The sequence below is a fragment of the Homoserinibacter gongjuensis genome (assembly GCF_030161875.1).
Lineage (GTDB): Bacteria > Actinomycetota > Actinomycetes > Actinomycetales > Microbacteriaceae > Homoserinibacter > Homoserinibacter gongjuensis.
This window is the reverse complement of the sequence record NZ_BSVA01000001.1, coordinates 174,369-195,527: the sequence shown is the minus strand read 5'-3', so window position 1 is coordinate 195,527 and position 21,159 is coordinate 174,369. Positions and strand designations below refer to the sequence as shown.

The following is a 21,159-nucleotide window of genomic DNA, read 5'->3' as shown; positions in this document are numbered from 1 at the left end:
AGGGGGTATACACTACCGGCATGATCGCCGATATCAAGAAGCGCGCCCTGCACCGCTCGCGCATCCTTCAAGGGCAACTGCGCGGGGTCGAGAAGATGATCGAAGACGAGGCGTACTGCGTCGACATCATCACGCAGACCCTCGCGATCCAGAAGTCGCTGCGCAGCCTCAACAAGCTGCTCGTCGAGAACCACCTGCGCACGCACGTGTCGCACATGTTCGACGAGGGCGGCGACGAGCGCGAGAAGGCCGTTGACGAACTGCTGGCCCTGTTCGAGCTGCAGCAGAACCGGGGGCGTGATGAGCGAGCACCAGCACCACGACGAGCACGAGCACCACGGGCACGGAGCCGGTCTCGAGACGCCCGCTGCGCGGGCTACTCAACCGGGGGTGGCGCACGACGACCACGCCGGCCACGACCACGCCGCGCACGACCACGCCGCGCACGACCACAGCGGGCATGCCGGACACGACCCCGCACAGTTCCGCAAGCTGTTCTGGATCAGCCTCCTGCTCACGGTGCCGACGCTCGTGTTCTCGACCGGCCTGCAAGACATCCTGGGTCTCGGCGGCCCGCGCTTCCCGGGCAGCGAGTGGATCCCGGCGGTGTTCGGTGCCGCGATCACCGTCATCGGCGGCCGCATCTTCCTGACCGGCGCCTGGCACGAGCTGCGCGGCAAGAGCCCGGGCATGATGACGCTCATCTCGCTCGCGATCGTCGTGTCGTTCGGCTACTCGGCCGCGGTGATGTTCGGGCTGCCCGGCATGGACTTCTGGTGGGAGCTCTCGACCCTCATCACGATCATGCTGCTCGGCCACTGGATCGAGATGTCGGCGGTGCACGGCGCCCAGAACGCGCTCGGGGAACTCGCGAAGCTGCTGCCGGATGAGGCCGAGGTGCTGCGCGAGGGCGAGCCGGTGACCGTGGCCCGCTCCGAACTGGCAGTCGGCGACCACGTGCTCGTGCGCCCGGGTGCCGCGATCCCCGCCGACGGTCGCGTCGTCGAGGGCACGGCGGAGGTCGACGAGTCGCTGCTCACGGGAGAGTCGACACCCGTCGACAAGGCGGCCGGTGCCGAGGTCGTCGCGGGCTCCATCGCATCCGGTTCCCTCACGATCGAGGTGACGCGCACCGGGGGAGACACCGCCCTCGCGGGCATCATGAAGCTCGTCGCGGATGCGCAGGCGAGTCGGTCTCCCGCGCAGTTGCTCGCCGATCGCGCGGCGGCGCTGCTGTTCTACGTCGCGGTCGGGGCGGCCGTCATCACCCTCGCCGTGTGGTGGCTGCTGCAGCCCGACGACCCTTCGTTCGTGCTCGAACGCGTCGTCGCGGTGCTCGTGATCGCGTGCCCGCACGCGCTCGGCCTCGCGATCCCGCTCGTCGCCCAGATCTCGACGGCGCTCGCCGCCAAGCGCGGCATCCTGATCCGCAGCCGCGCGGCGCTCGAAGACGCCAAGGACGTGGATGTCGTGCTGTTCGACAAGACCGGCACGCTCACCGAGGGGCGCCAGTCGCTCGCCGCGGTGACCCCCGCATCTGGAGCCGACGAGGCCGAGGCGCTCGCGCTCGCCGCGGCCGTCGAGGGGCACAGCGAGCACCCGATCGGGCGCGCGATCGTCGAGGCGGCGCGTGAGCGAGGGCTCAGCGTGCCGAAGGCGACGGGGTTCCGTGCGCTCGCCGGACGTGGGGCTGTCGCGACGGTCGACGGGCGGCAGCTCGCCGTCGCGAGCTCGCGCTACGTGACCGAGCGCGGCATCCAGCTCGAACCGGAGCTCGTGCACGCCACCCGGGCGGCGCACTCCGACGGGTCGTCCGTCGTGCTGCTGGTCGACGGTGACGACGCGGACGCCCGCGTGCTCGCGGCCTTCGGCATCGCCGACCGGGTGCGCGCCGAGTCCCGCGAGGCGGTCGCCGAGCTGCGTGAGCGCGGCATCCGGGTGGCGATGCTCACGGGCGACGCACACGCGGTCGCGGCGCACGTCGCATCCGATCTCGGAATCGACGAGGTGCGCGCCGAGGTGCTGCCCGAGCAGAAGTCGGCCGAGGTCGCCGCCCTGCAGGACGGCGGGGCCGCGCGCGTCGCGATGGTCGGTGACGGCATCAACGACGCGCCCGCGCTCGCGAAGGCCGATCTCGGCATCGCGATCGGGGCGGGAACGGATGTCGCGATCGAGTCGGCGGGCGTCGTACTGGCCTCGTCCGACCCGCGCGGGGTGGTCGACACCATCACGCTGAGTCGCGCGAGCTACCGCAAGATGCTGCAGAACCTGTGGTGGGCGGCGGGCTACAACGCCCTGGGCATCCCGCTCGCCGCGGGGGTGCTCGCGGGAGTCGGGTTCCTCATGCCGCCGTGGCTGGCCGCGGTGCTCATGAGCGTGTCGACGGTCATCGTGGCCCTCAACGCGCAACTGCTGCGTCGCCTCCGCTTCCGCCGCTGACCCCCGCCCCCTCCCGCGAGCGCTACCGAAACCGGCGAGCGCTACCGGTCTACGGGTAGCGCTCGCGGATTCGGGTAGCGCTCGCGGGCATGCCGCGGATGCCATGATGGGCGCATGACGACGAAGCCGAAGCGGGTGGTCGTCGCCATCAACCCGACGGCGTCGTTCGGCGCGAGTCGCGACGTCGGCCCGGCCGTCGTGCAGACGCTGCGCGCCATGGGGCACGAGGTGACCTCGCTCACCGAGCCCGACTTCGAGTCGCTGCTCGAGGTGGCGCACACGGCGCTGCGTTCACGACCCGACGCGCTCGTCGTCGTGGGCGGCGACGGCATGGTCAACCTCGGCGTCAACCTGCTCGCCGGCACCCGCGTGCCCCTCGGCATCGTGCCCTCGGGAACCGGCAACGACATGGCCCGCGGCCTCGGCATCCCGCACGACGACACCGAGGCGGCGATCCGGATGCTGGGCGAGCGTCTGCAGGCACCGCCGCGCGTGATCGACGCGGTGCGCATCCGCTGGACGGATGACGACGGCACGCCCGGTGAGCGGCGTTTCGCGTGCGCGCTCTCGGCGGGTTTCGACGCGATCGTCAACGAGCGGGCGAACCTCATGCGGCGCCCGAAGGGGCCGAGCCGCTACATCCTCGCGCTGCTCGCGGAGCTCGCCGGGCTGAGGCCACTGCGCTACCGCGTGACGCTCGACGACGATCAGCTGGAGCTCGACGCGCTGCTCGTGTCGGTGGGCAACAACGTGTCACTCGGCGGGGGCATGAAGATCACCCCGGAGGCCCTGCTCGACGACGGCCTGCTCGACGTGATGCTCGTGAAGCCCCTGTCGCGCATCGCGTTCCTGCGCATCTTCCCGCGCGTGTTCCGGGGCGAGCACACGAGCGACCCACGGGTCGTGATGCGGCGGGCGAAACGCATCCGGATCGAGGTCGACGCACCGCTCGTCGCCTACGCCGACGGGGAGCGGATCGGGCCCCTTCCGGTGGAACTCGAGGTCGAGCCCGGCGCCCTGCGGGTGCTCGCCTGAGCCGCCCCGGCCGTTTTGGCCGACCCCTCGACCTATGGCATAATCGTCAAGTTGTCGCGCTTCGCGATGGCGAAACGGCCCCATCGTATAGCGGCCTAGTACGCCGCCCTCTCACGGCGGTAACGCGGGTTCGAATCCCGCTGGGGTCACCAAGGCAGAAGCCCGGTCTACGGACCGGGCTTCTTGCGTTCGCTCGCGCGACGCGAGGCCGGCACGTGCGGCCCCCGGTTGCATCGCGCCGGGTCGCATCGACCCTTGCCTCAGCGCCCGCGTGCTCGCATACTCCCTCCCATGCCGCGTCGTCCGTTCCAGCGCCTCACCATCGTGCGTCTCATGCAGCATCCCGAGCGTCCGCCCTGGGATGCCGGAAGTGATGCGATCCAGGCGGCGCACGTCGCCTACCTGCAGGGTCTGCACGCGCGCGGCGTGATCCTCGTGAACGGCCCGATCGAGCAGCTCGACGATTCGATGTTCCGCGGCATGAGTCTCTACACCGTGTCTCCGGATGAGGCGCGCGCGTTCGCGGCCGAGGATCCGGCGGTGCGGGCGGGCTGGTTCGTGCCGACCGTGGACGGCTGGATCTTCCCCGCCGTGCCCCGCGCGATCGGCGATCGGGTGGACCTCGAGGTCGACGTTCCCGAGTCGTGAGCGCCGGGCGAGGAGCATCGAGCCGCCGGAATCGACCCGAGCGGATACTGGGAGCATGATTCAGATCGAGAACCTGTCCGCGGTGGTCGCCTACGATCCCGAGCGCCGAGCATCGCAGGTCGCGTTCGCGGCCGCGGGCGTGCGCGCGGTCGTGTTCGCGTTCTCGGCGGGCCAGGAGCTGGCCGAGCATCGGGCGCCGGCGCCGATCCTGCTGCAGGCGCTCGAGGGCGAGTTGCGGGTTGCGGCCGAGGGCCGCGAGGTGGTGCTGCGGCCCGGCGGGATGCTGCACCTCGACGCGGGGGTTCCGCACTCGGTCGCGGCGGATGCGGCGGCCAAGCTGCTGCTCTGCATTCTGAAGTAGTCACCTGCCTGCACGCGCCCTTGACGTGACCGCGGCATCCGCCTAACCTACAACCAAATGGTTGTATCAACGCCGCTCAGCGACGCCGAGGTGGATCGGCTCTTCCACGCGCTCGCCGACGCCACGCGCCGCGACATCCTGCGGCGCAGCATCGACGGCGAGTTGTCGGTGAGCCGACTCGCCGAGGAGTACCCCATGAGCTTCGCGGCCGTGCAGAAGCACGTCGCAGTGCTCGAGCAGGTGGGACTGGTCAGCAAGGTGCGCCGGGGGAGGAGCTGCTCGTGCGGTCGGAACCTGAAGCCCTGCGCCGCGCCCGCGAAGCCCTCGACCAGTTGGAAGAAGCCTGGCGGGGTCGCGTGGAGCGCATGGCCGCGCTGCTCGACGAGTGACACACGAACAAGGAGACGCAGATGGAACTGGCAGTCGACAAGGATCTCGAGAACGCGACCCTCACCGTGACGGCGACCTTCGCGTATCCGATCGAGAAGGTGTGGGCGCTCTACGCCGACCCGCGCAAGCTCGAGCGCTGGTGGGGGCCACCCACCTACCCCGCGACGGTCGTGCGTCACGAGCTCACACCGGGCGGGGTCGTGCACTACTACATGACGAGCCCCGAGGGGGAGCAGTTCCACGGCGTCTGGCACGTGAAGACGGTCGATGAGCCCACGGGCTTCACCGTCGACGACTTCTTCGCCGATGCCGAGGGCGCACCCGCAGAGGGGATGCCGACCGTGCACATGGACTACCGCTTCGAGTCCACGCCCGACGGCACCCGCATGGTGTGCGTCTCGAGCTACGACTCGCTCGAGGATCTGCAGAAGACCCTCGACATGGGCATGGAGGAGGGGCTCGTCGGATCGATGGGCCAGATGGAGGCCGTGCTCGCCGAAGGCTAGGGCCGATCGCCGCCGACGAATACACTCACGGCATGGCGAAGAAGACGATCACGATTCTCACCGACGACCTCGACGGCGAGGAACTGCCCGCCGGTTCGCGCAGCACGCGCTTCGCGCTCGACGGGGCGGAGTACGAGATCGACCTCTCCGCGACCAACGCGCGGGCGCTGGCTGATGCGCTCGCCCCCTACATCGCCGCCGGTCGGCGGGTCGGCAGCGCGCGTGGCGCGTCGACCGGGCGTCCGCGGGCTCGTGCCAAGAGCGCGGATGCCGAACGTCTCGCCGCGATCCGGTCCTGGGCGCAGGGCAACGGCTACGCGGTCGGCGACCGGGGTCGCATCAAGGCCGAGATCGTGGAGGCGTTCGACGCAGCGCACTGAGTCGGCGGTGAGCGTCTCCCAAATCAAGGACCGGGGCGCCCGAATCAAGGACCGGGGCGCCCGAATCAAGGACCCGGTGGGGCTCGTGTCGTCTGGAGGGGCGCCTGAGGCATCCGAGCCGGATCCGTTCCTTGATTTGGGCGCGCCGGTCCTTGAGAGGGAGCGGAACGAGCTGCCCGCATGTCCGACGCTCGCGCCATGATGTGTGCATGTGCGGACGATTCGCGAACGACGCCGAGACCAACGAGCTGATCGAGGAGTTCGTCGCGGCAGGCAACGACTACCGTGACTGGCGCCCCCAGTTCTCGATCGCACCCACCGAGGTCGTGCCGATCGTGCGCGAGCGGGCCGCGGCATCCGGGGAACTCGTGCGCACCATCGAGCCCGCCGAGTGGGACTTCCACCCGCCGTTCCTGACGGCCAAGACCCGTCCGCAGTTCAACGCCCGCATCGAGACGATCGCCACGAACGGCCTGTGGAAGTCGGCCTTCGCGGGCAACCGCTGCATCGTGCCGATGCGCGGTTACTACGAGTGGACGGGCGAGGCGGGCGACAAGCAGCCGCACTTCTTGCACGGTGAGCGACCCATCCTGGCCGCGGCGGGCCTGGCGACGGCCCGCAAGGTCGACGACGAGTGGGTCGTGTCGACGGTCATCGTCACGCGGGAGGCACGCGACGCATCCGGTGAGGTGCATCCGCGGATGCCGGCCTTTCTCACCCGCGAAACGTACGACGAGTGGTTGTCGCCCGCGAAGCTCGCATCCGACGCCGACAAGGAGCGGATGCTGCACCTGCTCGAGTCGGTGTCGAGCGAGGTCGCCGCCTCGCTCACCGGCTACGAGGTCGACCGCCGGGTGAACAACTCGCGCACGATCGACCCGGCCGATCCCGGGCTCATCGAACCGCTCGCCGGCTGAGTTCGCGCGCCCAGCGCCCGCATCTTTCAGTGCGCGGCGAGCTGCGGCTCGAGCGGCACCTCGGCGTTCTTCGCATGGCCCGCGTGCGTCAGCGACATCCGATCGATCCACGCCAGGGCGACCGCGGAGAGGATGAAGGTGATGTGGATCATCACCTGCCAGAAGACGCCGTCCCAGGTGTAGTCGTCGCTGCCCTCGATGTCGGGGGCGTCGCCGGAGCCGAGGTCGCCGACCTCGATGAACGTCTTCAGCAGGTGGATCGACGAGATGCCGATGATGGCCATCGCGAGCTTCACCTTGAGCACGTTGGCGTTGACGTGGCTGAGCCATTCGGGCTGGTCGGGATGCCCGTCGACCTTGATGCGCGACACGAACGTCTCGTAGCCGCCGATGATCACCATGATGAGCAGGTTCGCGATCATGACGACGTCGATGAGTCCGAGCACGGCGAGCATGACGGTCGCCTCGGTGAACTCGTAATGCGAGTTCTCGGGGTAGAGGAACGAGCCGATCACCTGCTCGCCCAGGTGCCACAGCTCGGTCATGAACACCACGACGTAGATGAGCTGGGCCACGATGAGCCCGAGATAGAGCGGGGCCTGCAGCCAGCGGCTGAAGAAGATGAAGTAGCCGACGGTGCTCACCCAGGGGGCCTGCGGCTTGTAGCGGCCAGGTTCGTACGGGGCGGATGCTGCGGCGGATGCGTGGGCGGGGTCGGTGGAGGTGGGGCGCGGCTCGGTCATCGGGGTCGGGTGCTCCTGGTCGGGTCGTGTCAGCAGGTGAAGAATACGGGTTCACCGCCGGGAGCGCGCCGAGTGACGTATCCGGCGTCGAAGCGCGCGACCGGCGTGCACATCCGCCACCCCTCGGCGCCCGATAGTCTGGCGCGCATGACGACGACGTCGCCGGCGCTGCGCGCCTCGGTCATCGCCCGCTACGCGGCCGGCTCGATCGGCACGGGCGGATTCGCCACGCTGCCGGGCCTCGTGCTCGCGATCTACCTCACCGACACGCTCGGGATCGCCGCGCTCGGCGCATCCATCATCATCGGCGTCGCGAAACTGTGGGACGTCGTCATCGACCCCGTCATCGGCGGCCGCAGCGACCGCAGCCTGGCACTCACCGGATCGCGCCGACGCTTCATGGTTCTCGGCGGCCTGCTGCTGCCGGTGTTCTTCGTGCTCACCTTCGCCGCCAACCCGGATGCCGGGCCGCTCGCCAACAGCATCTGGGTGCTCGTCGCGTTCATGCTCGCGGCCACCGGGTTCAGCCTCTTCCAGGTGCCCTACATCGCCCTGCCGGCAGAGCTCGTCACCGACTACGACGCCCGCACCCGACTGCTGTCGGCGCGCGTCGTCGTGCTCACCTTCGCGATCCTGCTGTTCGGTGCGGGCGGCCCCGAGCTGGTCAGCGCGTTCGCGGGGATGCCGGGCGGCGGCTACCTGTGGATGGCGATCGTCGCGGGGGTGCTGCTCGGCATCGGCATGCTCATCGCCGCCACCTCCGCGCCGCGCGAAGCGATCACCAGCCCGCCGCGCACCTCCATCGCGAGCCACTACCGCGACGGCCTCGCGGCTCTGCGCGGCAGTCGCGCCTTCCGGATGCTTCTGGCCACCTTCCTGCTGCAGGCCCTCGCGACCGGCATGATGCTCGCGGGCGCGGCCTACATCTCCAAGTGGGTGCTGCAGGCCGGCACGAGCGGCACGACCTTCCTCTTCATCGCACTCATCGCGCCTGCGCTCGTCTGCGCCCCGGTCTGGTCGCTCATCTCGCGACGCACCGGCAAGGAGCTCGCGTTCGGCGCCGCATCCGTGCTGTTCGGCCTCGCCGCCCTCTCGCTCGTCATGCTGGTGTGGATGCCGGGGCCGTGGCTGTACGCACCGGTCGCCCTCGCAGGCGCCGCGTACGCGGGCATGCAGACGCTGCCCATGGCGATGCTGCCCGACGTCATCAGCCACGACGCGAAGACCAACGGTCCGGGCCGGGCCGGCATCTTCGGCGGCGTCTGGACCGCCGGCGAGACCACCGGCATGGCGCTCGGCGCCGTCGTGCTCACGCTCATCCTCGCGCTCACCGGCTACCAGGAGTCGGTCGCCGACGTCGCCGTCGAGCAGAGTGCGAACGCCATCACCGGCATCGTGCTGAGCTTCAGCATCGTGCCCGCCATCATGATCGGCCTGAGCCTGTGGACGCTGGGCCGCTACCCGCTGCGCCGCAGCGACATCGACGCGGCGACCGCCGCATCCGCGATCCGCACCGAAACCGCGTCGGCCACCCGTACCGACAGCGAGGAGCCTCTGTGAATCCGGCCATCGACGCCGACGCCATCATCGCCCGACTCGCCGACCTGCGTGCCGACGACCCGCCCACCCACGGCGGACGTGTGCTGAGCTACGTGTACGACTCCGGGCTCGCCGAACTCGACGAGGTCGCCCGGGCCGCCATCGCGCAGGTGCTTCCCGTCAACGGGCTCGACCCGACGACCTTCGGCTCGGTCGGCGTGCTCGAATCGGAGCTCGTCGGTTTCGTGCGCGAGCTGCTGCACGGTGATGCGGATGTCGTCGGTTCGGCCACGAGCGGAGGCACCGAGAGCTGCCTGCTCGCAGTCAAGACGGCGCGTGACGTATGGCGGCAGACGCATTCCGAGGGGCGCCCCCGGCTCGTGGCCCCGAGCACCGTGCACGCGGCGTTCCAGAAGGCGGCCGCGTACTTCGACCTCGCGCTCGATCTCGTGCCCGTCGCATCCGATGGCACCGTCGCGGCAGCGGATGTCGTGGCCCGCCTCGACGACGACGTCGCGCTCGTCGTGCTCTCGGCCCCCAACTACCCCTTCGCCACGCTCGACCCCGTCGTCGAGGTGGCCGCCGCGACCGATGCCGCGGGCATCGCGCTGCACGTCGACGCGTGCATCGGGGGTCTCGTGCTGCCGTTCTGGACGGATGCCGCGGGCGCCCCGCTGCCCGCGTGGGACTTCCGCGTGCCCGGCGTGACGAGCATGAGCGCCGACCTGCACAAGTACGGCTACGCCCCCAAAGGCGCCTCGGTCGTGCTGCAGCGCGGACGCGACCGACAGCGGCACCAGTTCTTCGCCACGACGCGCTGGCCCGGCTATCCCGTCGTCAACCCGACGCTGCTGGGTTCCAAATCGGCCGCGCCGCTCGCCGCGGCGTGGGCGATCAGCCAGTGGCTCGGCGCGGATGGGTTCGCGGAACTCGCGGCGTCGTGCGCGCGCAGCACGGCGGCTCTCCGCGCCGCCGTCGCGGGCATCGAGGGGCTGCGGGTCGTCGGCGACCCCGTCGGACCGCTCTTCGCGGTCGCCGCCGACGAGAGCGTGCCCGCCGACCGGCGCGTCGACCCGCACCACTGGGCCGACGTCGTGCGCGGCCACGGGTTCGTGCTGCAGCTGCAGCCGGCGCTGCGGCAGGAAGGCGACGCCGCGCTGCCTGCGACGACGCACCTCACCATCACGCCGGTCACCGAATCGGTGCTCGAGGGGCTCACGGCGGCGCTCGTCGCGGGTGCGGATGCCGTGCGCGGCACCCCGCACGTCGACGGTGCCGCGCTGCTCGCGGGGCTGCCACCGCTTGACCCGTCGGCGCTCGACTCGGAGACCGCATGGGCGCTGCTGCAGGGCATCGGGATCGGCGGGGAGCGGAGCTGCCCGACGCGCAGGCGCCGCTCATCGCGCTCATCGAGACACTGCCCGCGCCGATCGCCGAGCGGTTGCTCGTGGAGCTGCTGGGGCGGCTCGTCGAGCCATAGGGGGCGGCGGTTTCGAGACGCGTCGCTCCGCGACGCTCCTCAACCACCTGAGAAGTGCCCTGCCGAGGTGGTTGAGGAGCGCCGCGCGCAGCGCGACGCGTCTCGAAACCGCCGCCGCAGGCGCCGCTACAGCAGCGAGCGCCCCGCGAGGCCGCGGCCGCGGGCGACCACCGCATCCGCGAGCCCCAGCAGCGCGGCTGCCGCCGGCTCTGCGGGATCGCCCAGCACGACGGGAGAGCCCACGTCGCCCGCGGTGGGCACCGCCCCGGTGAGCGGCACCCGCGCCAGAAGCGGCACCTCCAGGCGCCGCGCCACCTCGTCGCCGCCGCCGGTGCCGAAGACGCCGCCGGACATGTTCTCGACCACGCCGATCACCGTCTGACCGGTCTGCCGGGCGAGCAGGCCCGACCGCTCGGCCACATCCGCGGCCGCCGCCTGCGGCGTCGTCACGACGATCACTTCGGCGTTCGGCAGCAACTGCCCGAGGGTGATCGCGACATCCCCGGTGCCGGGCGGCAGATCCAGCAGCAGCACGTCGAGATCGCCGAAGTGCACATCCGTGAGGAACTGCTGCATCGTGCGGTGCAGCAGCGGGCCGCGCCACGACACCGGTGTGCGGTCATCCACGAACATGCCGATCGAGATGACCTTCACCTCGTTCGCGATGGGCGGCAGGATCATGTCGCCCACCTGAGTGGGCTTGGCATCCGGGATGCCCAGGATGCCGGGAATCGAGAACCCGAACACGTCGGCGTCGACGAGGCCCACCGCGAGTCCGCGGGCCGCGAGCGCCGTCGCGAGCTCGGCCGTCACCGTCGACTTGCCCACCCCGCCCTTGCCGGAGGTCACCGCGATCACGCGGGTGAGCGTGCCGGGGCCGAACGGCATCCGCTTGGTGCCGCGCAGTCGCCGCACGAGCGTCTCGCGCTCGGCGGGTGTCATCACCCCCACCGACAGTTCGATCTCGCGGATGCCGGGCACCCCGAGCACCGCGGCACGCACGTCACGCTCGATGCGGTCGGCGGCCGGGCAGCCGACGATCGTCAGCCGCAGGTCGACCTGTGCCGTCGCGCCCTCGACGTCGACCGCGCGGATCATGTCGAGTTCGGTGATCGGGCGCCGGATCTCGGGGTCGAGCACACGCGCCAGAGCACTCCGCACCGCGGCCGCGTCGGGTGCGCCCGCGGCAGGTGCGGTCACTTGCCGACCTCGTCGGGCTCCTTCTCCCGATCCAGTTCCTCGAGCAGGCCGCGCAGTTCGGCGCGGATGAAGTCGCGCGTCGCCATCTCCTTCACCGCGAGCCGCAGCGCCACGACCTCGCGCGCGAGGTACTCGGTGTCGGCGAGGTTGCGCTCGGCGCGCTGACGATCCTGCTCGATCTGCACCCGGTCGCGGTCATCCTGCCGGTTCTGGGCGAGCAGGATGAGGGTGCGGCGTACGAGGCCTGCAACGAGAGCACGAGCGTGAGGGCGATGAACCCGTAGTCGGCGCGGTCGAATTGCAGGCCGTCGGGCGCGAAGGTGTTCCACGTCATCCACGCGAGCACGAAGGCGCTCAGCCCGAGCAGGAACCACGGGGTGCCCATGCCGCGGGCGATCGCCTCGGTGAACCGTCCGAAGCGGTCGCGGCCCGACGAGCGGAAGCCGAAGGTCGTGCGGATGCCCTTGGGCGCATCCAGGCGGGGCTCGTTACGGCGTGCCATGCGTCGTCCTCCTTCCACTCGTACGGGTCGGGATGGCTGCGGTGTCGGTGCTCACGGGTTCGGGGAGCTCTTCCGTGGTACTTCGCCAGTCATCCGGCAGGAGGTAGTCGAGGACGTCGTCGATGGTCACCACCCCGAGCAGCCGGTGCTTCTCGTCGACGACAGGCAGCGAGACGAGGTTGTACGACGCGAGGATGCGCGCCACCTCGGCCGCGCTCGTGTCGGCGGCGACGGGCTCGAGGGTCGCATCGATGAGCGTGCCGAGCCGCTCGTGCGGCGGGTAGCGCAGCATGCGCTGGAAGTGCACGAAGCCGAGGAAGCGGCCGGTCGGCGGCTCGTAGGGCGGCAGGGTCACGCACACCGCGGCTCCGAGGGCCGGCGCGAGCTCGTGGCGACGGATGAGGGCGAGACCCTCGGCCACCGTCGCATCGGCCGAGACGATGATCGGCTCGGTCGTCATGAGGCCACCCGCGGTCTCGGGGGCGTAGCTCAGCAGGAAGCGCACGTCCTCGGCCTCTTCGGGCTGCATGAGGCCGAGCAGCGCCTCACCGCGCTCCTCCGGGAGCTGCGCGATCAGGTCGGCTGCGTCATCCGGCTCCATCTGGTCGAGCACGTCGGCCGCGCGCTCGTCGCCGAGCTGGGCGAGGATGTCGATCTGGTCGGTCTCGGGCATCTCCTCGAGTGCGTCGGCGAGGCGGTCATCCGAGAGCTCCTCGGCGACCTCGATGCGGCGTTCCTCCGGCAGATCGAGCAGCGTGGATGCGAGGTCGGCGGGCAGCAGGTCGGCGTAGGTCGCGATGAGCTGCTCGGCGGACTGGGCCTCACCAGGTGCGGTCTTCTCGCGCACCTTGTCCCATCCCGCGAGCACGGTCGACCCCTTGCCGAACGGAGCGGCGCTCGTGCGGGGGCGACGCAGGAAGAGCTCGCCGACGACCCACTCGCCGGGGCCGGCCTCCTCGATCGCGACGTCTTCGATCGTGGCCTCGCCGGATCCGTCGCGCAGGGTGACCTGGCGGCCGAGCAGCTCGGCGATCACGCGCACCTCGCCGCCGCGCTGCTCGAAGCGGCGCAGGTTGATGAGTCCCGTCGTGATGATCTGCCCGGCGCCGATGCTCGTCACGCGGCCGATGGAGACGAACACCCGACGACGCCCGGGGATCTCGACGATGAGCCCGACGACGCGCGGTGAACTCTTGGGGCGGTAGACGACGAGCACGTCGCGCACCCGGCCGACCCGGTCGCCGTTGGGGTCGAAGACGGAGCACCCCGCCAAGCGGGCGACGAAGACTCTCGTGGCGCTCACGCTCAAACCCTACCCGCCGGATGCGAGAATGGCGGGGTGACCAGCCCTTCACCCTTCGTGCGCCGCGGCGTTCCCCTGACGGTTCCGCAGGGCGACGTGCTCGGCACCTACGATTCGTACCCCGAGGCCCAGAAGGTGGTCGATCGCCTGGCGAAGGCGGACTTCCTGTGGCCAAGCTCGCGATCGTCGGCAACGGTCTCACGAGCGTCGAGATCGTCACCCGCAAGCGCTCCTGGAACCGGGCCGCCCTCTCGGGCATGCTCTCGGGCGCCTGGTTCGGCATCTTCATGGGGCTGCTGCTGAGCCTCATCTCGCCGACCTTCACCTGGCAGCTGTTCGCGGCGGCGGTCTTCATCGGTGCGGCCCTCGGGCTCTTCCTGCAGCTCATCGGCTACGCCGTGAGCCGCCGCAGCCGCGACTTCGAATCGATCTCGCAGGTGATCGCGGCGAACTACCAGATCGTGCTCGAGCCCGGGCAACTCGCCCGCGCCCAGGACGCGCTCGCGCGGCACCCGTAGCGGTCAGCGGTTTCGAGACGCGTCCTGCGGACGCTCCTCAACCACCTCGGCTGTCGAGCGGGTTGAGGAGCGGCAAAGCCGCGTCTCGAAACCGACGCCCTCAGCGGCGCCCCGCCTTCGCGCGGAAGAGCACGCGGGTCAGCACGACGGCGACGCCGAGGATGAGCGCGCACCAGCCGAGCGCCCACCATCCGCTCTGCCCGATCTCGGTGCCGAGGAGCAGTCCGCGGATCGTCTCGATGATCGGGGTGAGCGGCTGGTGCTCGGCGAGCGGCCGCAGCCACTCCGGCATCGTCTCGACCGGCACGAAGGCGCTCGAGAGGTAGGGCAGGAACATGAGGAAGAAGCCGTAGCCGTTCGCCGCCTCGGGGTTCGACGCCGCGAGTCCGATCGCCGCGAACAGGTAGGTGATCGCGAGGATGTAGCCGGCGATGAGCGCGAACATGCCCACCCACTCGAGCGGCGAGCCGTTCGGGCGGAAGCCGACGAGCACGGCGACGCCGATCACGATGCCGGTGGCCACGAGGTTGCGCACGAGGCTCGCGACGACGTGGCCCGCGATGACGGTCTCGGCGCGAAACGGCATCGTGCGGAAGCGCTCGATGACGCCGGCCTTCATGTCGTTCGCGACGTCGACCGCGGTCGAGGCGGCACCGAACCCCGCACACAGCAGGATGATGCCGGGCACGACGTAGTCGACGTAGCCGCCCGTGGGGTCGATGGCGCCGCCGAACACCTGCGTGAACAGCAGCATGAGCATCGTCGGCAGCGCGATCGCCATCACGAGCGCATCGGGCGTGCGCAGGGTGTGCAGCACGCTGCGGCCGACGAAGGTCATGAAGACCGCCAGGCGGCGCGGGGAGGCACGAGGCCGCCGGACGCGAATCCGGCAGTCGCGGTGGGTGCGGTGAGAGTGGTCATCGGGGTCATCCCTTCGGGCTGGCGAGCGCGGGCTCGCGGTCGGATGCCGCGGGTGCGGCGTTGGCAGGGGCGCCCGTGACGGCGAGGAACACGTCGTCGAGGCTGGGGGAGCGCAGGGCGACGGATGCGGCATCCGTCTCTGCCAGCCCATCGCCTGCCAGCCCATCGAGCGCTCGGCGCAGGCCGGCGAGGGTGCCGTCGGTGGGCAGCTCGGCGAGCACGGTGCCCGCGTCGTCGCTCACGGTGAGCATCTCGCCGCCGCCGACGCGCGCCTTGAGCTCGTCGGGGGTGCCTTCGGCCACGACGGTGCCGTGCTCGATGACGGCGATCCGGTCGGCGAGCTGGTCGGCCTCCTCGAGGTACTGCGTCGTGAGCAGCACCGTGGTGCCGTTCGCGGTGAGGCCGCGGATCTCGTCCCACAGGGCCTGCCTGCTGCGGGTGTCGAGTCCTGTCGTGGGTTCGTCGAGGAACACGACGGGCGGGGTCAGGATGAGGCTGATGGCGAGGTCGAGTCGCCGCCGCATACCGCCCGAGTAGGTGCCGACGCGCTTGCGGGCCGCATCCTGGAGCCCGAAGCGCTCGAGCAGTTCCTCGGCCCGACGACGCGCCGAGCGGCGGTCGAGGCCCGAGAGCTTGCCCATCATCCGCAGGTTCTCGGCGCCCGTGAGCACTTCGTCGACCGCGGCCGACTGCCCGGTGAGACTGATGCTGCGCTTGACCCGTTCGGGTTCGCGCACGACGTCGTGGCCGGCGACGTGGGCCGTGCCCGCGTCGGGGGCGACGAGGGTGCTGAGGATGTTGATGAGGGTGGTCTTGCCTGCCCCGTTGGGGCCCAGCAAGGCGAAGACGGCGCCCGCGGGCACGGCGAGGTCGATGCTGCGCAGCACCGCATTGTCGCCGAAGCTCTTGCGGATGCCGCGGACGGTGATGGCGTCCATCGCGTATCCTTCCGATGATGAGTGGATGCCGTAAACTGTTTACGACATATGCGTGACTGTTTAAGAGATACACAGTTCGCACCGCTCATGTCAAGCGGCATTCCGATCCGGATACGATGAGGCACCGATGACCGATATCCCCGCCGAACCCGAGCTGCCGCGCGCGGTCGCGCTCGCGTGGGGTGTTGCCGCCAACCCGCAGCGCGGGCCCAAGCGCGAGATGTCGATCGAGCGCATCGTCGACGCGGCGATCGAGATCGCGGATGCCGGCGGCCTCGCGGCCGTATCGATGGCGAGCGTCGCGAGCGCGCTCGGCTACACGCCGATGTCGCTCTACCGTTACGTCACCTCGAAAGACGACCTGCTCGTGCTCATGCAGGAGACGGGCGTCGGCGTGCCGCCGGAGTCGGTGCTGGAGGCGGAGGGCTGGCGCACCGGCCTGCACGAGTGGGCGCGCGCGACCCTGGAGACCTACCGCGAGCATCCGTGGCTGCTCGACGTGGCGATCGACGGAACGCCGCAGACCCCCAACAACCTCGCGTGGCTCGACGCGGCGCTCGCGGTGCTCGGCGAGGTGCCCGCAGGCTACGAGGCGAAGCTCGGGATCGCACTTGCCGTCCTGGCGCAGGTGCGGTGGCAGGGCCTCGTCGAACGCGGCTACTTCGCGGCCGCAGAGGCCGCAGCGGTCGACCCGGCCGAGCTCGAACGCCGCGCCTCGGACGTCATCGCGGCCCTGATCACACCCGAGCAGTTCCCCGAGGTGCATCGGGCGCTCGAGGCCGGCGTCTTCGGTCCGAGCCCCGAGAGCCCCTTCGCGTTCGGGCTCGAGCGGGTGCTCGACGGCATCGAGCGCTACCTCGAGACGCTGCCCGGCGCTCCCGACGCACCCGCGTCTCCGCCCGATCCGCTCGAGGATCAGGCGGCGCGCGACCCGAAGGTCAAGGAGGCGGTCAAGGCGCGCCGCGAGGCCGAGAAGGCCCTGCGCGAAGCCCGCAAGCGCGAGCGCGAGCGCCTGCGTGACGCGCGCGAGCGCCTGCGCCATAGCCGTTGATCATGTGGCACAACGGTGCGTCGGATCGATACCGGGGCCGCCGCGCGGGCTACTCGACCAGCGGTTAAACCAGCTGCACGACGGAGCCGTACGCTGCGAGCCGACGGTCGCTCGTGAGGAGCGTCAACCCCTCCGACGCGGCTTGACCCACCAGCATCCGGTCGAATGGGTCGCGGTGGTGGCGGGGGAGCGATGCCGCCTCGATGCCGTGCGCGCTCGTCACGTCGAGTTCGCGGTAGTCCGATGCCAGCAACTCATGGCGCAGGCGCCGAGCATCGATGCGGAAATCCGGTCGATCCAGTGCGCTCTTCACCGCCACCTCCCAGATGCTCACGGCGCTGAAGAACGGAGGGGAGCCGGGAACTCGATCGCCGCCCGAGCTGCCTCGCTGAGACGCGGGCTTCCGATTGCCGCCCAGATCAACAGATGAGTATCGACGAGGATCACCGGCCGCCCTCCTGCGAGCCTTCGAACAGGTCGGCGATCTCGTCTTCGTACATGCGATCGAAGTCATCCGGCACGGTGACCTGCCCGGCCATGAACCCGAGGCGCGACGCGCGCTGGTCATCGCGCTCGATCGGGCTCAAGCGCGCGACGGGCCGCCCCGCCTTCGCGATGATGACGGTTTCACCCTCTGCCACACGGGCGAGCAGTTGCGAGAGGTGGGTCTTGGCCTCATGCACGTTGACGGTCGTCATGCGACCAGTGTGACTAAGTCCAGTGGACTAAGTCAAGATCGATAACGCCGCGCTGTGCGTGGTACTCGATCAGCAGAGCGGCACACAGCGCAGCTCAGCCCGCGAGCCAGGCCTCGACCTCGTCGGCCGTGCGCGGGATGTCGGCCGAGAGGTTCTCGGCACCGTCGGCCGTCACGAGGATGTCGTCCTCGATGCGCACGCCGATACCGCGATACTCCGCGGGCACGGTCAGGTCGTCGGGCTGGAAGTACAGCCCCGGCTCGATCGTGAACACCATGCCCGGCTCGAGCACCCCGTCGAGGTAGAGCTCGCGACGCGCCTGCGCGCAGTCGTGCACGTCGATGCCCAGGTGGTGGCTCGTGCCGTGCACCATGTAGCGGCGGTGGTACTGCAGCGAGGGCTCGAGCGACTCCTCGGCGCTCACCGGCAGGAAGCCCCACTCGGCCGTCTTGGCGGCGATCACCTTCATCGCCTCGGCGTGGATCTCGCGGAACCGGATGCCGGGGCGCACGATCTGGAACGCCGCATCCGCCGCCTCCCGCACCGCCTCGTACACCCGGCGCTGCACCTCGGTGAAGGTGCCGGAGACGGGCAGGGTGCGGGTGATGTCGGCCGTGTAGAGCGAGTCGAGCTCGACGCCCGCGTCGAGCAGCAGCAGGTCGCCGGGGGCGACCGGGCCGTCGTTGCGGGTCCAGTGCAGGATGCAGGCGTGCGGCCCCGAGGCCGCGATCGTGTCGTAGCCGACGGCGTTGCCCTCGGCCCGGGCCCGACGGTTGAAGGTGCCCTCGACGAGCCGCTCCCCGCGCGGGTGGGCGACGATCTGCGGGAAGTCGGCGATGACGTCGTCGAAACCCGCCTTGGTCGCCGCGATCGCGGCGCGTAGCTCGGCGACCTCGTACTCGTCCTTGACGAGACGCAGCTCGCTCACGGTGCGCAGCAGCTCGGCCTCGCTCGCGGTGGCCTCGGCGAGGTCGTCGGCGGCCGGGTCGACACCGCGCAGCACGAGCACCTCGTCGCCAGGCGCCGCGAGCTCGCTGAGGGCTCGCGTCTCCAGGGCGAGATCGGCGGCGACGTGGGCGAGAGAGGGGCGCGGGCCCGTCCAGAACTCGCCGATCGCCGCGTTCGCGTAGAACTCCTCGGTGTCGCGGCCCGCGGTGGGGGTGAAGTAGAGCGTGGCCGGGGCGTCGTCACCCGGGCCGATCACGAGCACGGCGCCGGGCACGGTGTCGCTCGCCCAGCCCGTGAGGTGCGAGAACGCGGAGTGGGCGCGGTAGGGGTAGTCGGTGTCGTTCGAGCGCACCTTCGCGGGGCCTGCCGGGATCACGAGGGTCGCCCCCGGAAACTTCGCGGCGAGGCGCATGCGGCGGGCGGCGGCGAACGCGGCCTGCTCACGCGGCGACGGTGCCGCATCCGCTCGCTCGGCCCACCCACTCGAGATGAACTCGCGGAAGGCGTCGGAGGTGGGGGTCGTGGAGCGGTTCGCGGTCGCCGAGGTGGTGGCGGCCGAGGAGCGCTCCGTCGTGTCGACGGGGGTCGTGTCTGCCATACCCTCCATCCTCCCACTCGGCGCTAGGAACCGTCTGCAGGGCGCAGCTGGGCGACGACCGGGCGGTGGTCGGAGCCGGCGCCGTCGGCCGACTCGATCACGCGGAAGCCGATCGGCTGCCACGCGGGCGTCGCGAGCACGTGGTCGATGGGGGCCCCCAGCAGCGGGGGCAGCAGGGTCGGCCAGGTGCCGACGGCCGCCGTGCCCACGGCTCGCGCCGCGTCGTCGCAGGCGGCGAGACCGACATCCGATCCGAGCCCTGCCCAGTGGTCGAGCGTCGAGTTGAGGTCGCCGGCCACGATGAGGTTCGCGTCGGCGTCCGCGCAGTGGTCGGCGAGCCAGCCCAGCCCGTCACGCCAGTTCTGCATCTCGCCCGGCACGGGGGCCACCGGATGCGCGGCGACGATGGTGGGTCCGGTGCCGTCGGCGGGCACCGCGACCACGCTCGGCAGTGTGGGGGTCGTGCCGACCGTGTCGTCACGCACGTACTCTCCGAGCGCGGTGCTGATGAGCAGCACCGTCGAGCGCGCCTTCGAGATCTGGTCGGCCTGCAGGTCGATGAGCTGCATCTCGTGCCCGGATGCGGCCAGCAGCGCGCGCACCTGCTCGCCCGCCTCGTGGCTCGTCTCGGGCAGCGCCACGACATCCGCATCGACCTCGAGCGCGAGTTCGGCGATCGTCTCGGCGCCCGGGGCATCGCCGAGGGTGTTCCAGGAGAGCACCACGAGGTCGCCCTCCGCGGTGGTCTGGAAAGCGCCGCCGCCGAAGCCGCGCACCGCGAGCACGCCCGTCGAGACGACGGCGAAGGCCAGCAGCAGCACCGCGAGGCCCGCGAAGAAACGCCGCGTCTGCGCGGTGAGCAGCGCCACGAGGGTCAGCAGCACCGCGAGCAGCACCGCGACGAGTGCGGCGATGCCGCGCAGCGACACCAATTGGGCCACCCCCATCGTCTGCTGCAGCCCGAACAGCTGGGGCCAGCAGGCCACGAGCAGCAGGGCGGCGAGGAGAAGGGTGACCGCGGCGGTGAGCAGGCGTCCGATCATCGCGTCGAGCCTAGGCGACGTCGCCGGGTGAGGGCCGACGCGTCGCAGATACAGGCTGAGTCGCGTGTGCCGCCGCGGACGGAGCGCAGAACGTGCGGTTCGGCCTGTGTCTGCGACGTCGCCGCGCGCCGCCCTAGCATGAGGGGATGCCGGGACCGATCGATCTGCACGCCCACTCGAGCGTGTCCGACGGCACGGAATCGCCCGCCGAGCTCGTCGCGGCTGGCGTCGCAGCGGGCCTCGGAGTGCTCGCGATCACCGACCACGACTCGACCGCCGGCTGGGACCAGGCGACCGACGCGGCCGACGGCACGGGGCTCGAGCTCGTGCCCGGCATCGAGCTCTCGACGCAGCTCGACTACGCGAGCGTGCACATCCTCGGCTACCTCGTCGACCCCACCGATCCCGCCCTCGTGGAGGCGACGGCCGCCATCCGCTCCGAGCGGTTGCATCGCGCGGAGTCGATGGTCGAGCGGATCGGCCGCGACTACGCGCTCGACTGGGACGACGTGCTCGCCCAGGCGACGCCGGGCGCCACGATCGGCCGCCCGCACATCGCCGACGCGCTCGTCGCTCGCGGCCACGTGAGCGACCGCTCGGCGGCGTTCCAGACGATCCTGCACTGGCAGGGCGGCTACTACCGCCCGCACGAGGCCCCGCTGCCGGTCGAAGGCGTGCGGCTCATCACGGAGGCCGGCGGGGTCGCCGTGATCGCGCATCCGGGGGCGCGCGGTCCGCAACGCGTGCTCTCCGACAAGCGGATGCGGGCGCTCGTCGACGCGGGGCTGTTCGGCCTCGAACTCGACCACCGCGACAACCCGCCCGCCGGACGCCCGCACTGGATCGACCTGGCCGAGCGCTTCAGCCTGGTCACGACGGGCTCGAGCGATTACCACGGCGCAGGCAAGCCCAACCGGCTCGGCGAGAACACGACCTCGCCCGAGGTGTACGACGCGATCGTCGCGCGTGCCACCGGATCACGCCCGTTCCGCACCGGCTGA

The 21,159-nt window shown here is 70.9% G+C and carries 21 protein-coding genes, 1 tRNA gene and 3 pseudogenes; 15 read left to right on the top strand and 10 right to left on the bottom strand.

Annotation, left to right across the window (positions count from 1 at the left end):
• Positions 1-20: 20 nt before the first annotated feature.
• The 10 genes and pseudogenes from QQK29_RS01130 to QQK29_RS01085 all read left to right on the top strand — a co-directional run.
• Positions 21-215, top strand: a pseudogene (locus QQK29_RS01130) (metal-sensitive transcriptional regulator); the annotation flags it as partial.
• A gap of 85 nt (positions 216-300) precedes the next feature.
• Positions 301-2,439, top strand: coding sequence for a heavy metal translocating P-type ATPase (locus QQK29_RS01125; protein WP_284297097.1), 2,139 nt, complete (start codon positions 301-303; stop codon positions 2,437-2,439).
• Between the two features lie 114 nt (positions 2,440-2,553).
• The gene (locus QQK29_RS01120) at positions 2,554-3,474 is read left to right on the top strand and encodes a diacylglycerol/lipid kinase family protein (protein ID WP_284297095.1); all 921 of its coding nucleotides are present in this window, start codon (positions 2,554-2,556) and stop codon (positions 3,472-3,474) included.
• Positions 3,475-3,550: 76 nt separating this feature from the next.
• Positions 3,551-3,626, top strand: a tRNA-Glu gene (locus QQK29_RS01115).
• 139 nt (positions 3,627-3,765) lie between these two features.
• On the top strand, positions 3,766-4,122 hold the full coding sequence (locus QQK29_RS01110) for a YciI family protein (protein WP_284297093.1): 357 nt from the start codon (positions 3,766-3,768) through the stop codon (positions 4,120-4,122).
• Between the two features lie 55 nt (positions 4,123-4,177).
• Positions 4,178-4,483 (top strand): cupin domain-containing protein, encoded by a 306-nt coding sequence (locus tag QQK29_RS01105; protein ID WP_284297091.1) that lies wholly within the window; start codon positions 4,178-4,180, stop codon positions 4,481-4,483.
• A gap of 57 nt (positions 4,484-4,540) precedes the next feature.
• A complete protein-coding gene (locus tag QQK29_RS01100; protein WP_284297089.1) occupies positions 4,541-4,942 on the top strand; it encodes an ArsR/SmtB family transcription factor in 402 nt (133 codons plus the stop codon).
• On the top strand, positions 4,894-5,379 hold the full coding sequence (locus QQK29_RS01095; protein WP_284297086.1) for an SRPBCC family protein: 486 nt from the start codon (positions 4,894-4,896) through the stop codon (positions 5,377-5,379). The genes QQK29_RS01100 and QQK29_RS01095 overlap by 49 nt, the downstream gene beginning before the upstream one ends.
• A 32-nt stretch (positions 5,380-5,411) precedes the next feature.
• Positions 5,412-5,759, top strand: a complete 348-nt coding sequence (locus QQK29_RS01090) for a histone-like nucleoid-structuring protein Lsr2 (protein WP_284297084.1) — start codon at positions 5,412-5,414, stop codon at positions 5,757-5,759.
• 209 nt (positions 5,760-5,968) lie between these two features.
• Positions 5,969-6,676: an SOS response-associated peptidase gene (locus QQK29_RS01085; protein WP_284297082.1), complete on the top strand. Its 708-nt coding sequence runs from the start codon at positions 5,969-5,971 to the stop codon at positions 6,674-6,676.
• A 26-nt stretch (positions 6,677-6,702) separates the two neighbouring features.
• Here the strand turns inward: QQK29_RS01085 and QQK29_RS01080 are convergent, their stop codons facing one another.
• Entirely contained in the window at positions 6,703-7,419 is a 717-nt protein-coding gene (locus QQK29_RS01080) for a TIGR00645 family protein (RefSeq protein ID WP_284297080.1), read from the bottom strand.
• 147 nt (positions 7,420-7,566) lie between these two features.
• On the opposite strand from QQK29_RS01080, the gene QQK29_RS01075 reads away from it, so the two are divergent.
• Positions 7,567-8,979: an MFS transporter gene (locus QQK29_RS01075; protein WP_284297078.1), complete on the top strand. Its 1,413-nt coding sequence runs from the start codon at positions 7,567-7,569 to the stop codon at positions 8,977-8,979.
• Positions 8,862-9,701 (top strand): annotated as a pseudogene (locus QQK29_RS17590) (pyridoxal phosphate-dependent decarboxylase family protein); the annotation flags it as partial. The gene QQK29_RS01075 and the pseudogene QQK29_RS17590, both read left to right, overlap by 118 nt.
• Positions 9,702-10,564: 863 nt before the next feature.
• Here the strand turns inward: QQK29_RS17590 and QQK29_RS01065 are convergent.
• The 3 genes and pseudogenes from QQK29_RS01065 to QQK29_RS01055 form a co-directional block, all read right to left on the bottom strand.
• Positions 10,565-11,638 carry a P-loop NTPase gene (locus QQK29_RS01065; RefSeq protein ID WP_284297076.1) on the bottom strand — a complete coding sequence of 358 codons (1,074 nt, stop codon included), beginning with the start codon at positions 11,636-11,638 and terminating at the stop codon, positions 10,565-10,567.
• Positions 11,635-12,140, bottom strand: a pseudogene (locus QQK29_RS01060) (DUF1003 domain-containing protein). The gene QQK29_RS01065 and the pseudogene QQK29_RS01060 overlap by 4 nt, the downstream one beginning before the upstream one ends.
• Positions 12,127-13,443: a magnesium transporter MgtE N-terminal domain-containing protein gene (locus QQK29_RS01055; RefSeq protein WP_284297074.1), complete on the bottom strand. Its 1,317-nt coding sequence runs from the start codon at positions 13,441-13,443 to the stop codon at positions 12,127-12,129. Before QQK29_RS01055 ends, QQK29_RS01060 begins: the two are co-directional and overlap by 14 nt.
• Positions 13,444-13,610: 167 nt before the next feature.
• On the opposite strand from QQK29_RS01055, the gene QQK29_RS01050 reads away from it, so the two are divergent.
• Entirely contained in the window at positions 13,611-13,961 is a 351-nt protein-coding gene (locus tag QQK29_RS01050) for a general stress protein (protein ID WP_284297072.1), read from the top strand.
• 100 nt (positions 13,962-14,061) lie between these two features.
• Here the strand turns inward: QQK29_RS01050 and QQK29_RS01045 are convergent, their stop codons facing one another.
• Entirely contained in the window at positions 14,062-14,799 is a 738-nt protein-coding gene (locus tag QQK29_RS01045; RefSeq protein WP_284297070.1) for an ABC transporter permease, read from the bottom strand.
• Positions 14,800-14,887: 88 nt separating this feature from the next.
• The gene (locus QQK29_RS01040) at positions 14,888-15,820 is read right to left on the bottom strand and encodes an ATP-binding cassette domain-containing protein (RefSeq protein WP_284297067.1); all 933 of its coding nucleotides are present in this window, start codon (positions 15,818-15,820) and stop codon (positions 14,888-14,890) included.
• 127 nt (positions 15,821-15,947) lie between these two features.
• Between QQK29_RS01040 and QQK29_RS01035 the strand changes: the two genes are divergently transcribed.
• Positions 15,948-16,871 (top strand): TetR/AcrR family transcriptional regulator, encoded by a 924-nt coding sequence (locus tag QQK29_RS01035; RefSeq protein WP_284297065.1) that lies wholly within the window; start codon positions 15,948-15,950, stop codon positions 16,869-16,871.
• Positions 16,872-16,935: 64 nt separating this feature from the next.
• Here QQK29_RS01035 and QQK29_RS01030 read toward each other — a convergent pair whose 3' ends face one another.
• The 4 genes from QQK29_RS01030 to QQK29_RS01015 all read right to left on the bottom strand — a co-directional run bounded on the left by QQK29_RS01030 (position 16,936) and on the right by QQK29_RS01015 (position 20,158).
• Positions 16,936-17,385: a type II toxin-antitoxin system VapC family toxin gene (locus tag QQK29_RS01030; protein ID WP_284297063.1), complete on the bottom strand. Its 450-nt coding sequence runs from the start codon at positions 17,383-17,385 to the stop codon at positions 16,936-16,938.
• Positions 17,315-17,569 (bottom strand): type II toxin-antitoxin system Phd/YefM family antitoxin, encoded by a 255-nt coding sequence (locus QQK29_RS01025; RefSeq protein ID WP_284297061.1) that lies wholly within the window; start codon positions 17,567-17,569, stop codon positions 17,315-17,317. Before QQK29_RS01025 ends, QQK29_RS01030 begins: the two co-directional genes overlap by 71 nt.
• A 94-nt stretch (positions 17,570-17,663) precedes the next feature.
• Complete coding sequence (locus QQK29_RS01020) at positions 17,664-19,115, bottom strand: aminopeptidase P family protein (RefSeq protein WP_284297059.1); 1,452 nt, start codon at positions 19,113-19,115, stop codon at positions 17,664-17,666.
• A gap of 23 nt (positions 19,116-19,138) precedes the next feature.
• Entirely contained in the window at positions 19,139-20,158 is a 1,020-nt protein-coding gene (locus QQK29_RS01015; protein WP_284297057.1) for an endonuclease/exonuclease/phosphatase family protein, read from the bottom strand.
• 146 nt (positions 20,159-20,304) lie between these two features.
• On the opposite strand from QQK29_RS01015, the gene QQK29_RS01010 reads away from it, so the two are divergent.
• Entirely contained in the window at positions 20,305-21,159 is an 855-nt protein-coding gene (locus QQK29_RS01010) for a PHP domain-containing protein (RefSeq protein WP_284297055.1), read from the top strand.

Excerpts from the sequence above, each read along its gene's own strand:
- QQK29_RS01080 (WP_284297080.1), bottom strand. The coding sequence starts at position 7,419 with ATGACCGAGCCGCGCCCCACCTCCACCGACCCCGCCCACGCATCCGCC.
- QQK29_RS01035 (WP_284297065.1), top strand. The coding sequence starts at position 15,948 with ATGACCGATATCCCCGCCGAACCCGAGCTGCCGCGCGCGGTCGCGCTC.
- QQK29_RS01075 (WP_284297078.1), top strand. The coding sequence starts at position 7,567 with ATGACGACGACGTCGCCGGCGCTGCGCGCCTCGGTCATCGCCCGCTAC.
- QQK29_RS01095 (WP_284297086.1), top strand. The coding sequence starts at position 4,894 with ATGGAACTGGCAGTCGACAAGGATCTCGAGAACGCGACCCTCACCGTG.
- QQK29_RS01020 (WP_284297059.1), bottom strand. The coding sequence starts at position 19,115 with ATGGCAGACACGACCCCCGTCGACACGACGGAGCGCTCCTCGGCCGCC.
- QQK29_RS01030 (WP_284297063.1), bottom strand. The coding sequence starts at position 17,385 with ATGACTTCGATCGCATGTACGAAGACGAGATCGCCGACCTGTTCGAAG.
- QQK29_RS01110 (WP_284297093.1), top strand. The coding sequence starts at position 3,766 with ATGCCGCGTCGTCCGTTCCAGCGCCTCACCATCGTGCGTCTCATGCAG.
- QQK29_RS01025 (WP_284297061.1), bottom strand. The coding sequence starts at position 17,569 with ATGACGACCGTCAACGTGCATGAGGCCAAGACCCACCTCTCGCAACTG.
- QQK29_RS01015 (WP_284297057.1), bottom strand. The coding sequence starts at position 20,158 with ATGATCGGACGCCTGCTCACCGCCGCGGTCACCCTTCTCCTCGCCGCC.
- QQK29_RS01040 (WP_284297067.1), bottom strand. The coding sequence starts at position 15,820 with ATGGACGCCATCACCGTCCGCGGCATCCGCAAGAGCTTCGGCGACAAT.
- QQK29_RS01120 (WP_284297095.1), top strand. The coding sequence starts at position 2,554 with ATGACGACGAAGCCGAAGCGGGTGGTCGTCGCCATCAACCCGACGGCG.
- QQK29_RS01125 (WP_284297097.1), top strand. The coding sequence starts at position 301 with ATGAGCGAGCACCAGCACCACGACGAGCACGAGCACCACGGGCACGGA.
- QQK29_RS01090 (WP_284297084.1), top strand. The coding sequence starts at position 5,412 with ATGGCGAAGAAGACGATCACGATTCTCACCGACGACCTCGACGGCGAG.
- QQK29_RS01085 (WP_284297082.1), top strand. The coding sequence starts at position 5,969 with ATGTGCGGACGATTCGCGAACGACGCCGAGACCAACGAGCTGATCGAG.
- QQK29_RS01105 (WP_284297091.1), top strand. The coding sequence starts at position 4,178 with ATGATTCAGATCGAGAACCTGTCCGCGGTGGTCGCCTACGATCCCGAG.
- QQK29_RS01045 (WP_284297070.1), bottom strand. The coding sequence starts at position 14,799 with ATGACCTTCGTCGGCCGCAGCGTGCTGCACACCCTGCGCACGCCCGAT.
- QQK29_RS01100 (WP_284297089.1), top strand. The coding sequence starts at position 4,541 with ATGGTTGTATCAACGCCGCTCAGCGACGCCGAGGTGGATCGGCTCTTC.
- QQK29_RS01010 (WP_284297055.1), top strand. The coding sequence starts at position 20,305 with ATGCCGGGACCGATCGATCTGCACGCCCACTCGAGCGTGTCCGACGGC.